The following is a 13,954-nucleotide window of genomic DNA, read 5'->3' as shown; positions in this document are numbered from 1 at the left end:
TCTTGCGTTTTTTTTTAATCCGTGTTAAATTTTGTTTAATAAATGAAAGCAAAACCGACTTTACGCGATATCGCCGATGCCGTTCACGTTTCAACGGCAGCCGTTTCGATGATACTCGCAGGAAAAAATCTCTCGCGCTTTTCCGACGACACGATCGAAGCCGTCTACGCCGCCGCTCGAAAATTCAACTATAAACCGAAACACGGTATCGATAAAACGGGCATCATCGTCATCGTCTGTCCGTCCGTAATCAATCCGTACTACGCGACGCTCTTACAGGGTATGGAACTCGCCGCCGAAAAAAACGGTTATACGACGCTCATCTATAACACATATTGGAACATCGAACGCGAAAAGAACATCCTCAGCTTTGCGCAAAACCCCGCCGTGCGCGGATTGATTTTTTCGATGGTACCGCAGCAGCCCGGACTCGTCGAAAAAATGGCCGACAGTCTGCCTGTCGTCGCAGTCGGAGACAAACAGGATGCGATGCGGATCGATATGGCGGAAGTGAACAACTTCGATGCCGGTTATCAAATGGGAACGCATTTGATTTCGCTCGGACACAAGCGCGTCTGCTACGTTTCGACGACGCTCAACAAATATCATTCTTCGCGCGTATTGCGCTACAGGGGATTGTGCGAAAGCTTTAAAAAATTCGGTACCGTATCGCTTATCACGAGCGACGTCGATCCGATGTCGGAGCTTTCGACCGTTGAAATCGAACACCGCACGGGACGTGCGCTCGCGAAAAAATGCATACGGATGTATCCCGACGTTACCGCGATCGTCGCCATCAACGACATGGTCGCCTACGGCGTCATCGACGAAATCATCGATGAGGGATTCCGTATTCCCGGTGACTACAGCGTATGCGGTTTCGACAACATCTACCCGTCCAAGTTCAGCGGAGTGTCGCTTACGACGATCGACCACTTTATCAATCAGCGCGGACAGAGCGCGTTTTCGCTTTTGCAGGCGAAACTTGAAAACGGCGATATCGAACACGTCGCCTTAACCCGTCTCGAATTTAAAAACAAACTCATCGACAGAAAGACTACGGGGAAACCTCGGACGAAAGCGCATTGAAAACGCGTCGGAAAAAATACGACGATACGAAAAGCGAAAGCGCGAGCAAAACGGGAGATGCGAGAGGCCGCATATACGATGCCCATGCAAAAAACGCATACACGGCAAATACGCACAACGTCGTTCCGATATGCCGTATTCCCAAAATCAAAGCATCGTGCAGCGCTTTCCGTACCGGTATTGTAAAATACGCGATGAGCGGAAACGCCCAGCAAAACGAAGCGGCATATAAAAAGGCAAGACACGCGGCTGCGGCAAACGCGGTGATGCGGATCGGCTTCGGCACGGCGTAAAACAAGAGGGCATAAAAATCGAGCGCAAGGAAAGCGCCGCCTAAAATGAACAGCAGCCACAAGGCCGTCGCGGATTTGAAATTTCGGGCAAACGACGCGCAAAACGATCGGACGGCGTAGGATTCTTCGTCTTCCGCTTGCTTAAGCGTAAATTGAAAAAGCGCGACGGTTGCCGCTCCGGACGTAAAAAGCGGCACGGAAGCGACGAGCCAACAAAACGCGAGAATACACACGTCGGTTATCTTATCCATGAAAATCCAAAACTTGTTTTCGGGATTGAAGAGACGAGTCCAACGCATGTTATTTCAGGAACGAACCGATCTCGCTCAAGTCGCGGAAAATCGCATCGGGTTTCGTGTCGGATTTTTGTACGTCGCGCATGTTCGCTTCTCCGGTGAGCACGAGCAATCCGTGAGCGCCGTTGTTGACGCCGACTGCTATATCGGTGTAAAGGCGATCGCCGACAAAGGCGATTTCGCTGCGGTTTTTCCAGCCTGCGCGGAGCATCGCCATGTCGACGGTTTCGGGATTCGGTTTTCCGAGCGATTTTACTTCGCCGACCCCCGCCGACAGCGAAATCATCGCGCAGAACGCGCCGACGTCTGTGATGTAGCCGTTTTCGACGGGGCAGTTGATGTCGGGATGCGTCGCAAGATAGACGGCGCCGGCGCGCACGTAGTCGCTCGCTTTTACGATCTTTTCATACGTGAGCGTCGTGTCGAAACCGATGACGACGATATCCGGATCGTCTTCGACGAGGCCGATCCCTCCTTCGCGAAAACTTTTGATAAGCGCTTCCGTTCCGACGAGGTATACGCGTTTTCCCGGATACGCGGCGTTCAGATATTCGATCGTTACGTCTCCGCTCGTCATAATTTGCTTCCGCGAAATAACGCAGTTCATGCCCGCGAGCTTTTCGATGTACACGTCGGGGCTTTTCGACGAGTTATTCGTAAAAAATAAATAATCGCGTCCGGTTTTTTCGAGTGTCTTTAAAAAATCGAGACTGCCCGGCAAAATCGTATTGCCGAGATAAAAGGTGCCGTCCATGTCGAGTACAAAGTGTTTGCACGAATTGACGAGCGCGGCGCGGTCTATGTTTTTGTTAAACGCTTCGACGTCTTTCGGATCGTTGTAATTCAGCATCGCAAAACCTCATTGCCGCAATCCTAGCCGACCGGAGCGGATATGTCAACGTAAAACGTACAAGCGATATGTAAGCCGGTGCGGTAAAATCTTTCCGAAAATCCATCTTTTTTTTGATAAATTTCAAAAGCTGTGGTATAATATGAAAACATGATGATTTTAGTTAAAGGCGGCACATTTCAAATGGGTTCTCCGACCGGCATGGCCGATGAACGTCCCGTACATACCGTTACCGTCGACGACTTTTACATGGACGAACACTTGGTTACCCAAGCCGAATGGAAAAAAATTATGGGTGAAAATCCCGCGTATTTTTCAAGCAGCCCGAAAAAAGGCGAATCGCAGACAAAGCGTCCCATCGAACACATAAGCCAATACGACGTGTTCGTCTACTGCAATAAACGCAGCATCGCCGAAAAATTAAACCCCTGTTATGTCATCAAAGGCGAATCCGATCCGAAAAAATGGGGACCCGTTCCCGACGAACAAAACGACGCTTGGGACAACGCCGAATGTCGCTGGGACGCGAACGGCTACCGGCTTCCGACCGAATCCGAATGGGAATACGCGGCACGCGGCGGCGTACACGACGGTCAAAAAAAAGCGGCAAAAGACGCCGACGAAAACCGTTCATGGAACAAAAACAACAGCGATTGCATGACCCATTCCGTAGGCTTAAAGTCGGCGTCCGTGCTCGGTTTTTACGATCTTTTCGGAAACGTGTGGGAATGGTGCTGGGACTGGTACGACTGCTATATGCCCGGCGAATTCGTCAACCCGCACGGCGCCGAACGTACGATCGACAACACCGACCGCATAGGACGCGGCGGCGCATGGAATGCCGAAGCATCCGACTGCTCGCCGTATTTCAGAAACTGCGGCAGCCCCGCTTCCCGCTATAATTTTATCGGCATGCGCGTCGTCCGCTCGAAAAAATAATAGGTCGAATGTCGAGTTTGGAAAGTATAAGCTGATAAAGCCGTACTTTCGGAGAGAACGGCGTTCGCCGGCTCACGCCGTTCATTGCACTCACTGGCGAGTTTGCGTTGCAAATGCGCCGTATACATGGCGCGCTCTTTCTTTAATTATTGTCCGTCGGAATTCCTGTTCGCTGTGCGTTTCGCGCTTGACGATACCGCTTTTTTTACACCCGACGCGATTTTCTTCGCAGCTTCGGCCGCTTTTTTTTCCGCTTTCGGTGCGGATTTTTTTATTTCCGCAGTGATTTTACGCACGGTTTCAGGAGCGGTCTTTTTGACCTCATCCGCAATTTTTTTCGTCGTTGCCGCAGCCGGCGATTTTTTCAAACCCGTTGCGATCTTTTTTGCCGCCGCCGTCACCGCCTTTTCCGCAGCATCAATCGATCTCCGTACGGGGCCGACGGTTTTATGCTGTGCCGCATCGCAGATCATCGCCGCACACGTATCCAATCCGATCGCGCTGCTTTTGAGACACAAGTCATAATTTTTTACGTCCCCCCAAACGCGGTCGGTATTGTATTTGTAATAGAGCTTCCGCTTTTTGTCGCGGTCGAGCAGATAGCGTTCTATGTTCGGCGCATCGACTTTATAAATGCTGCCTGCGCGCGCGATTCGAAAATCCATATCCGCGTAGATAAAGACGTGGAAACAGTCCGTTCTGTCGCGCAGCACGTAATCGGCGCATCGCCCGACGATGACGCACGGTCCCTCTTCCGCAATCTCCCGGATGATGTTGTACTGCATCACGTACAGTTTATCGAATACCGATTGCCCCGTAGAAAACCCGCCGAAACCCGCCGGTGCGCTGTACACGAGATTTTGCCCTGCAGATGCGTATTCGCCGCGCTCTTCGATGAATTCTTTTGCGAGCCCGCTTTTTTCCGCAATCTTTTCTATGATTTCCCGATCGTAAAATTTCCAGCCGAGTTTATCCGCGACGTCTTTTGCAATGATGCGCCCGCCCGAACCGAACTGTCTGCTGACAGTGATGATTTTTATATCCATCATATAATGCCCCTTTATCGTACACACGGATACGATCCGTAAAGTCAGTATAACATATTTCGATGGATTTGTGTACGGAAAAAAAACGGGGAAAATTCTTCGGCTCGTCTGCAGTCAAGCGGTTTAAGAAAAATATTTTAAATGGGGAAAGCCTTCCCCTCGCGCGCACTCCGTTGCGCGCTGCCCCTTCCTGCGGGGACACCCCGCAACACCCCGCCCTCATCGCGGGCACTCTCTGCCTAAAAAAATTCTCCGAAAAACTTCGAAATCGCAACAGTTCCGCGATTTATATGGCAGATGGGCGCCTTCGTACACGAAGGCGCCCATCTTCGGAAGTTGAAACTTTCTGCAATGCCGCATTTTAAGGAACGACATACCCCGCCGCAAAGCGCAGGGGTATGTCGATTACGTGTTCCCGCAAACGGGAAATCGTATGCTTATTTTTTAATATAATCGCAGGCCGCGTCTCCGGCGATTTTGCCGAACACTTCGATATCCGCAACCGCGTTGCCGCCTAAACGGTTCGCACCGTGAACGCCGCCGGTCACTTCTCCCGCCGCAAAGAGACCGGGAATCACATTTCCTTTCGTGTTGAGCACTTCCGTCTTCGTATCGATTTTGATGCCGCCCATCGTGTGGTGTACGGCAGGTCCGACTTCGATCGCGTAGTACGGTCCCTTTGTCAAATCGCGCTCCAAGCCGTTCGGATTGCGGTTGAAGTCGGCGTCGTTTTTGTTGTGCACATAGCCGGCGTAAGTGTTCAGCGTCTTTTCAAATTCGGCCGCAGGTATGCCGAGCTTTTGCGCAAGCTCCGCGGGCGTTGCGGCTTCGGTCAGCAAACCTTTTTTCGCATAGCCTTCGATCGCTTTCAGAGAAGCGCGCACATCTTGATCGAAGACGAGGAACGCCGTTTTGTTCGGCTCTTTTAAAATCGCGGCGGACACGACATCGCGCGTTTCCATTTCGTTGATAAAGCGTTTGCCCGTTCGGCTTACGAGAATCGCACCGTTGCCGCGCACCGCTTCGGTGATCATAATACCCTTGCCGGGGACGACCGTCGGGTGCGTTTGAATCTGTTCCATCTGCGTGAGTGCGCCGTCGAATTTTTTGATCCACTCGAACGCGTCGCCCGTTGCGCCCGGATGATTCGTCGTACCGAATCCCGCAAGCTTCGGATTGTATTTTACGACCATGTCGGAATTCGCACCGAAACCGCCGGTCGCGATAATGATCGCTTTCGCTTTAACTTTATAATCGCCGTTCGGAGACGTGACGGTAACTCCTGCGGGCTTTCCGTTTTCCGCAAAGATGTCGGTCACTTTGTTGTTAAGGCGGATATCCGCGCCCTGCTTTTGCGCCGCAGCGTATAAAAGCGGAACGAGGTGAGAGCCGATCGCAGCTCCTCCCTGCGGACGGTGGATGCGTTTGTTCGTCGCGCCGCCGAAAAGACCGACGTCGCTCAAATCCGCACCGACGATATCCGACTGCAGCCACTCCACGATCGCCGCGGAATTGTCCACGAGCGTGTGAACGAGCGCGGGATCGTTGAGATTTTTTCCGCCCTTCATCGTATCTTCGTAAAACTGCTCTTTCGAATCTTTAATGCCGAGCTTCTCCTGCTCTTTCGTATACGCGGCATTCAAACCGCCGGTTGCACTGTTCGTGTTGCCGCCGACGATACCCATCTTTTCAAGGACGATAACTTTTGCGCCGCGGTTCGCAGCTTCCGTTGCCGCCGTAAGACCCGCGCCTCCCGCGCCGATAACGACGATATCGCACGACGTATCCGTCGCTTTTGCGGCAGCCGTCGTTTCTCCCTTCGACGCTTTGACCGCAGCCTGCAGCGCCGCAATCGTCGCGTTCGACGTGATCGTTGCGCCCGACATGATATCGAGTCCTTCGACCGACTGCTTTGCAACCGCCTGATCGATGACAAACTGTTCTGCAGGCTGCGCAAAACCGGTTTCCGATTCTTTCGTTACCTTTGCGCCTCTGATCTTTCCGCCCTTTACGGAAAGGATCAGCTCGATCGGACCGTTGCGGCCTTCGCCTTTTCCCGGCCATTCGCCGTCGACGAATTTTCCCTTTGATTTGCCTTTGTCACTCATTGCAATCGCCGCCGTCGCAGCGATGACAAACATACCGATCGCAATGCCGATAGCTTTTTTAGATTTCATATACGCTCCTCTTGCGCATGTGCGCATATAGTATACATCCAGCTTTTCAATTAGTAAGAATATAACAAATTTCCGTGCACAGTGCAATATTCGAAAAACAACCGCAAAAACGATCATTCTATCAATTACCCTTCCGCTTAAAAAAATAATAAAAAATTCCTTGCGGATTTTTCTTTTACATGCTATAATCGGTTTTGTATTTGATTTACCGCAAAATACAACCTTGTGATTTTTATTCAAAGTAAATCCAAATAACAATTATTATTTATACACGGAAAGGATTTTACCGGTAGGATTCCTTTTCATGTATACTGCGGAGAAAGCTGTTACAGCTGCAGCCTACTTAAAATACATTCCCCCTCTTTTTCCGACAGTTAAAACCGTCTTGTAGCTGAAAACAGCATTGTATGTGCCGTATATTTTATAATTCGGAAATCCGTAATTGAGAGGGAATATGTTGAATACTGAAAAAGATCGTCTGTCGTCGGTAAAATTTTCCATCCGCAAAAAACTGATATTGGTTTTTACATCCGTTATTTTATCACTCGTTTTATTTGTTTCCGTCTTTATCGGATATCGGGTAAAAAAATCGGACATCGCCTCTTTTCAAAAAAACGTTTTACGCGAGATGAAACTTACTGAAAGAGGTATACGGATATTTTTTGATAATACCGCAAAGATATTGAATACGCTTTCGGGACATCCCGATGTACGCGCGGCGGATATCTCGCTGCACTCGTATATACGGGAAAAAGAAAATATTAAATCCTCCGATGTGCTTCGCAGCGAAACCGAACTGAAAATTGCATCGTTATTCAAATCGATAGAAACCGGTTTTCCCGAATATTTAGAAGTATACATGGGAACCAAATGGGGCGGTTTCGTCAGCAGTTTCGAAGGAGAAATGTCCGCCGGTTATGATCCCCGTGAACGGGCTTGGTACGGTATCGGTTCCGACGCCAAGGGAGAGGTAGCGATTACCGACGCGTTTTATTCGGTTGATTTAAATGCCATTTCGATCGGCTTGGTAAAAAGTGCCTATGCCGCCGACAGTCGAACATTTATCGGAAATATTGCAATAGAGTTTACGCTCGATACATTAACCGATATGATTTCAAAATTCAAAATCGGAACGACGGGATATGTCATGCTTATGCAAAATGACGGGACCATACTGACCGATCCCGCCCATCCCGAAAATAATTTTAAAAACATCGCCGACACCGATTTATCAAACCCTCAGCGCTTTATGGAATTGATGGAAGGAAATATAAAAATAACGGCGGACGGTGAAAAGTGGCTTGCACAAATCTACACGATAGAAAATCCCGACTGGAAATTGATCGCTTTTGTTAAAGAAGCGGAAGTGCTCGATGAATATTATGTCATCATCAGGTCAATGGTTTTTATCGGTGTTATTTTATTGGTTCTCTTTATCGTCGTATCATCCCTCCTTGCATTCCGCATTGTTAAACCCATTAAATACATTATAGAAATACTGACCCGCGTTGCCGAAAACGACTATACGGGACAATTGACGGTTTCCGGTAACGATGAATTTTCGCTACTGTCGGAGCATTTTAACAATACCTCGTCACAGGTACGGAGTTCCATTAAATCGATTGCGAAAAATACCGGTGTCATGCGGGATATGACCGAAACGCTCGCTTCCAATATGACGGAGACCGCAAGCGCCGTGCACGAAATCAGTGCAAACATTGACGGCGTAAAACAACAAACGATGACTCAGGCCGCAAGCGTTACCGAAACGGCTGCGACCATCGAAGAAATCGTCCGAACCATTAAGCAGCTGAACGGCAGTATCGAAATGCAGGCGGCGAGCGTTGCACAGTCTTCCGCTTCGGTAGAGCAAATGGTTGCAAATATCGTCTCCATCGGGCAAACGCTCGGCAAAACCGATGATGTCGTAAAAGAGCTCACCGCGGCTACCGATGACGGCAAAGCGACGATTGCAACATCCAATACCGTTACGCAGAAGATTGCCGAAGAATCCGGTTCTCTGATGGAAGCTTCCGATGTCATTCAAAATATCGCTTCGCAGACAAACCTTTTGGCGATGAACGCCGCCATCGAAGCGGCCCATGCAGGAGAAGCGGGCAAAGGCTTTGCCGTCGTTGCCGATGAAATCCGCAAACTCGCAGAAAATTCCGCAACACAAGGCAAAACCATCACCGCTACACTGAAAACCTTATCCGGTGAAATCGAAACGCTTTCGGCTTCGTCCAAAACCGTAGAAGAAAAATTCAATACGATTTTCACGATCGCAGAGCAAGTTAAATCGATGAGCAATCGCCTCACCGAATCGATGCGGGAACAGGAAAGCGGCAGCAAGGAAGTTTTGGCTGCGATCAAAAACATCAACACGGTAACGATGGAAGTGCGGGCAGGTTCGGACGAAATGCTGAAAGGCGGAGAAGGAGTTGCATCCGAAATGCGCAAGCTCGACGATCTTACCCGCGTGATTACCGAAAGCATGAACGAGATGGCTTCCGGCGCCGTACAGATCAACAATGCCGTGCAGGAAGTCAATGAAATAACACAGAAAAATAAGCTGAGTATCGAGAATTTGGCGGAAGAGGTTGGAAAATTTAAAGTCTGATATGTAGAAAATTCACTCGGCCCTTTCGTCTTTCGCGGCTTTTTCTATGCTCACTTTCAGCGCATCGAGTTTTGCCTGCAATTCGGGAGAAAGAGGCTGACCTTTACGTGCGCCCTTTTTATCCTGCTCGCCGTAATGCGTTTTATAACGCTTTTCCATTTTCCGCCGCTCTTCGGCAACCTGTTCGTCGTAGCTTTTGCCGCAGAGTTCCGCGCCGCTTCCTTTCAGTTTAAACGACAGCGTCGTTATGCCGAGTTCCGGCGCAGCTCGCTGCAAGCCCGTCAAAATAAATTTCGAATAGAGCTGCAAAATCTGAATCCAGCCCGGATGATCGGCTTCGACAAGTAAAACGCCTTTTTCAAATTGTACGGGATTCGTATGAGCGCAAAGCTGCTCGCCGTAATCGCGGCCGGCCGAACGCACTTTCGACACGACGCGCTTCCACGTGTCGATGAGTTTTCCGCTTTCCTCGAGCGTTTTTTTGTCGAGGTTCGAAAATACGCTCGTTATCATATCCGCTGCGGAAACGATATTTTGTTCACCGTTATTCATATACGCTCCCGTATGCTCCTGCCGATTTTATTCGCGCGGCCGATTCGATAGCCCGCTCTCGCTTAAAACTTCGCTACGAGTCTACGTCGAGCTTGTTGATCTCTCTTCCCGCATCTCGTGCCATTCCCCGTTTTCGATGCCGAAAATGCGCGTCGTCGAACGTTTATAGCGTTCGTACGGTTCGCCCGGCAAAAACGTACAAAAAAGCTGATCGTAGTCTGGTAAAATCGCGGTCATCTTTTGCCGCTTGTCGGGGTCGAGTTCGAGCATGACGTCGTCCATCAAAAAAACCGGTTTTACTCCGGTAACCCTTGTATAATAAACGGCTTGAGACGCCCGAAGTAAAAGCGCCGTGAGCCGCTGCTGTCCCGTCGATGCCGTCGGTATAAATTGATTTCCTCCGCGCATAAAAACGACCCTGTCGCGGTGAGGTCCGCTCATCGTCGTCTCCATCATCTTGTCCCGATCGCGTCTTTCCGAAAGCTTCTCCCGTATTTCTTCCGGCAAAGGAAAACGCGTACCCGCTCTGTCCGGCATCTCTTTCCACGACGGCACGTAAACGATGTGCACACCGTCTATACCCGCGACGGCTTCGTATAATTTTTCGAAAATCTGATCGAATTGAAAGACCGCCGTTTTGCGTTTTTTTTGCACGTCAAGTCCGCACTGCGCAAGCTGCGTATCGTAGACGTCGAGCATTTCGTACGAACGGTCTTTTAACAATTGATTGCGGTTTTTCAAAATTTTTTTATACTTTCGCAGATCGTCGATATACAGCGTATCGAACATCGTCAGCGATTGATCGAGAAAAAAACGGCGATGCTCGGGTCCTCCGGTTGCAAAGCGCATATCGTCGTGACAAAAGAGCACGCACGGGATCGTGTTTATCAATTCTTTTCGATCCTGAACTCTCTTGCCGTTTTTTTCGATTCGTTTGATACCGTCCGCACAGCGTATGTCGATCTTTTGAACATTGCCGCTTTCCTGTTTGTAGAGCGCGTGAAGCGCAAAGGCCTCTTCTCCCGTTTTAACGATTTGCGAATCGGTATACGTGCGGAACGAAGAACCGTACGCGGAATAGTACAGCGCTTCGAGGATATTCGTTTTCCCCTGCCCGTTCGTGCCGACAAAATAGATTTCCTTTCCGGAAAAATCGATTCTGCCGTTTTTCAAATTGCGAAAATTGTCGACTGCAAGCGATAAAAACGGCATCAGTTGAGATTCATCGGCATGATGATGTGGAAATAATCGGCTGCCGGTTCGGCTCTCATCGTGATCGCTTTCATAGGTTCGGTAAATTCGAAAACGATATCTTCCGTACCGATCGCTTTGATAGGCTCTGCAACATAGAGATAGTTGAGCGCAATCGTCACTTCTTCGCCGTCGTATCTGCACGGGATCTCTTCGACCGCCGTTCCCAAATCGGTTTCAGGCGAAATGAGCGTCAGCGTACCCGGCGACACTTTGAACAAAAGACGACTCACCTTTTTGTCAATGAGGATCGTCGTGCGCCTCAGCGCCGAATCCAAATCGTTTTTATTAACTTGGAACGAAAATTTTTGTTTTTCGGGAATGACTTTTTGATAATTCGGAAATTGTCCTTCAAGAAGCGCGGAGGAAAATTCGTAATTGCCGAATTTTACGTAAATCAATTTATCGATGACGGCGACGGAAACGTTTCCTTCATCGCTCGCATTTTTCAAAATACAACTCAATATCTTTACCGGCACGATAGCCGACGGAAAATCTTTTATACCTTGCGCAATCGATTTTGCCGAATACGAAAGACGACGTCCGTCAGTCGAAACCATAACCAAATCGTCGTCTTTTTTCGTAAAAAAAACGCCCGTCATAAAATAGCGGTTCGCGTCTTCCGAAACGGCGAATATCGTCTGCGAAATCATCTCTTTCAAATCTTTTGCCGCGACGTCGAAAAAGGGCACGTCCTGTGCCTGATTGACCGAAGGAAATTTATCGCTTGCGATGCTTTTCAATTGAAATTTTATTTTTTTGGCAACGGGCGTAATCGTTATCTTTACGTCTTCCTGTTTGAACTCGATTTCACCCTGCGGAGAAGACGCGAGTATGCTCATAAACTTGTCGCAGTACACCGTCGTCGATCCTTCTTCCTGTACATCGACCGGAATTTTTGTTAAAAAACCGACCGACGAATCGGTCGCCTTTATCGTAAGCGTATTATTTTCCGCGCTGAAAAAGATATTCGATAAAATCGAAATCGCGCTTTTATTCGTGATGATTTCCTGAGCGACGGCGATTTCTTTGATCATCGCATCTCTGTCAAAAGAAAATTTCATAGTAAGCTCCTGTATCGATTACGCAATACTATTGTTTCTATTGCGTAGATTCGTTTTTATTCACAAAATGTTGCTTCTTAAATTTATATTATATATATAAATTTAGTCATAATAATAGTAAGGCCGGGCAAATTGTGGAAATCTCACGTATTTGATTGTATCATCGATATTTATACCGTATATAACTTGCTGCCCTTTGTCCACATATTATACACTTTTCCACATTGTATACCTTTTTGTGCATCTTTTCCACAGCATTATAGCACATTATTCACTTTTTGTAATCTTTGATTTCCCTCATCAAAAGTTGAATTCTCGCTTCCAGCGACGAATCGATTTTTATCTCCGATGAAATTTTATCGTACGAATGCATGACCGTCGAATGATCGCGCCCGCCGAATTCGCTGCCGACTTCCGTAAACGAATATTCGGTGAGCTCGCGTGCGATGTACATGGCTATTTGGCGCGGGATCACGTATTTTTGATCGCGTTTTTTGCTTTTCAAATCCGCAACCGAAATCGTATACAGATCGGCGACGACTTTTTGAATCGTGTCGATGGAAATCGTTCCGGCCGACGGACTCGAAAAGATATCGCGCAGCTGCTGTTGCGCCACTTCGATCGTGACCGGTTTTTGAATCAATTCCGCATAGCCCGTCATCTTCGTCAAAGCCGACTCCAAATCGCGCACGTTCGTTTCGATATTTTTTGCGATATAGTCGATGACGTCTTCGGGAATTTGCTTATCGAGCAATTTCAATTTATTTAATAAAATCGCACGCCGCGTTTCATACGACGGTAATTTCAAATCGATGCTGAATCCGTTCGACAAGCGGCTTTGCAAACGTTCGTTGAATACTTTCATCTCTTTGACCGGACGGTCGCACGTAAACACGAGCTGCGAGTTTTTATCGCGAAGCGCATTGAACGTATAAAACAATTCTTCCTGTACTTTTTCCTTTCCCTGCAAAAAGTGAATATCGTCTATGAGCAGCACGTCGAGGTTTCTGTATTTCGATTTGAATTTATCCATTTCTTTTATCTTCGATCCGATTGACCAGATAAATTCGTTCGTAAAAGATTCCGCCGAAATATAGCAGATTTTCAATTTTTCATCGCTTTGAAACAAATAATTTCCGATAGACTGCATGAGATGCGTTTTTCCGAGTCCGACTCCGCCGTAGAGCAACAGCGGGTTGAACCTTTTTCCCGGCTCTTTTGCCGCCGCAAGCGCCGCATTGTATGCAAAGCTGTTGTCTTCTCCGGGTATAAAGGTTTCAAATGTAAAAGCTTCGTTCAGCTGCGGGTGTTTTTTTTGAGAGGCCGGAAAAGCGGCTTTTTCGTCGTTCTTTTTTTGCGGAGCAGCGTTTTGTCCAGCTCCTTTTTCGGCAATATTTTCATTGCTTACGATATGCTGCAGCTTGATATTTTTTTGACCCGTCAGCGATTCTATTTTTTTTGCAATTTTATCGATATTGCCTTTTTTGAGCATCGTCTGCCACAAAAATTCGGACGGAACGGACACGGTTATCGTATTGTCGGTATCTTCAATATATTGCATATTGAACCAGAGCTTGAATTCCGTTTCCTGCTGAGGACCTGCATTTTTATATTCTTCGTGAATTTGATCCATCGCATAGAACCAAACTTCGCGATAGTTATTATTGGGCATAGAGATTAATTATAAACGAAAGTTCTCATATCTGTCAATTTTTAAAAACGGTATATCGGCTGTAACTATTATTCCATGTTATTATTTATAAAATAGATTGAGGTA

11 protein-coding genes are annotated in these 13,954 nt (G+C 48.0%); 3 read left to right on the top strand and 8 right to left on the bottom strand.

Annotated features, from left to right (window positions below; all coding sequences use genetic code 11):
- Window positions 1–42: 42 nt before the first annotated feature.
- The gene (locus tag IZU26_RS10390; RefSeq protein ID WP_433278864.1) at window positions 43–1,089 is read left to right on the top strand and encodes a LacI family DNA-binding transcriptional regulator; all 1,047 of its coding nucleotides are present in this window, start codon (window positions 43–45) and stop codon (window positions 1,087–1,089) included.
- On the opposite strand, the gene IZU26_RS10385 is transcribed toward IZU26_RS10390, so the two are convergent.
- Window positions 1,058–1,633 carry a DUF624 domain-containing protein gene (locus tag IZU26_RS10385; protein WP_310824357.1) on the bottom strand — a complete coding sequence of 192 codons (576 nt, stop codon included), beginning with the start codon at window positions 1,631–1,633 and terminating at the stop codon, window positions 1,058–1,060. The two genes, IZU26_RS10390 and IZU26_RS10385, sit on opposite strands and share 32 nt — an antisense overlap.
- Before the next feature lie 49 nt (window positions 1,634–1,682).
- A complete protein-coding gene (locus tag IZU26_RS10380) occupies window positions 1,683–2,528 on the bottom strand; it encodes an HAD-IIA family hydrolase (RefSeq protein ID WP_433278862.1) in 846 nt (281 codons plus the stop codon).
- Between the two features lie 150 nt (window positions 2,529–2,678).
- Here IZU26_RS10380 and IZU26_RS10375 point away from each other — a divergent pair, with 150 nt between their 5' ends.
- Complete coding sequence (locus IZU26_RS10375; protein WP_433278860.1) at window positions 2,679–3,467, top strand: formylglycine-generating enzyme family protein; 789 nt, start codon at window positions 2,679–2,681, stop codon at window positions 3,465–3,467.
- Window positions 3,468–3,613: 146 nt separating this feature from the next.
- On the opposite strand, the gene IZU26_RS10370 is transcribed toward IZU26_RS10375, so the two are convergent.
- Both IZU26_RS10370 and IZU26_RS10365 read right to left on the bottom strand, forming a co-directional pair.
- Entirely contained in the window at window positions 3,614–4,516 is a 903-nt protein-coding gene (locus IZU26_RS10370) for an AAA family ATPase (protein ID WP_433278858.1), read from the bottom strand.
- Window positions 4,517–4,950: 434 nt separating this feature from the next.
- Window positions 4,951–6,690: a flavocytochrome c gene (locus IZU26_RS10365; protein WP_433278856.1), complete on the bottom strand. Its 1,740-nt coding sequence runs from the start codon at window positions 6,688–6,690 to the stop codon at window positions 4,951–4,953.
- A gap of 454 nt (window positions 6,691–7,144) precedes the next feature.
- On the opposite strand from IZU26_RS10365, the gene IZU26_RS10360 reads away from it, so the two are divergent.
- Window positions 7,145–9,310 (top strand): methyl-accepting chemotaxis protein, encoded by a 2,166-nt coding sequence (locus tag IZU26_RS10360; RefSeq protein WP_433278854.1) that lies wholly within the window; start codon window positions 7,145–7,147, stop codon window positions 9,308–9,310.
- Window positions 9,311–9,322: 12 nt separating this feature from the next.
- Here the strand turns inward: IZU26_RS10360 and IZU26_RS10355 are convergent, their stop codons facing one another.
- From IZU26_RS10355 to dnaA, 4 genes are all read right to left on the bottom strand, one after another.
- A complete protein-coding gene (locus IZU26_RS10355; protein WP_433278852.1) occupies window positions 9,323–9,862 on the bottom strand; it encodes a DUF721 domain-containing protein in 540 nt (179 codons plus the stop codon).
- Between the two features lie 81 nt (window positions 9,863–9,943).
- Entirely contained in the window at window positions 9,944–11,074 is a 1,131-nt protein-coding gene (recF, locus tag IZU26_RS10350; protein WP_433278850.1) for a DNA replication/repair protein RecF, read from the bottom strand.
- Window positions 11,074–12,177: a DNA polymerase III subunit beta gene (gene dnaN, locus IZU26_RS10345; protein ID WP_310824342.1), complete on the bottom strand. Its 1,104-nt coding sequence runs from the start codon at window positions 12,175–12,177 to the stop codon at window positions 11,074–11,076. The genes recF and dnaN overlap by 1 nt, the downstream gene beginning before the upstream one ends.
- 271 nt (window positions 12,178–12,448) lie before the next feature.
- Window positions 12,449–13,849: a chromosomal replication initiator protein DnaA gene (gene dnaA, locus IZU26_RS10340; RefSeq protein WP_433278848.1), complete on the bottom strand. Its 1,401-nt coding sequence runs from the start codon at window positions 13,847–13,849 to the stop codon at window positions 12,449–12,451.
- Window positions 13,850–13,954: the final 105 nt, after the last annotated feature.

The organism is Treponema sp. SP13 (assembly GCF_050938355.1).
GTDB lineage: Bacteria > Spirochaetota > Spirochaetia > Treponematales > Treponemataceae > Treponema_D > Treponema_D socranskii.
This window is presented reverse-complemented; position numbering and strand designations above follow the sequence as displayed.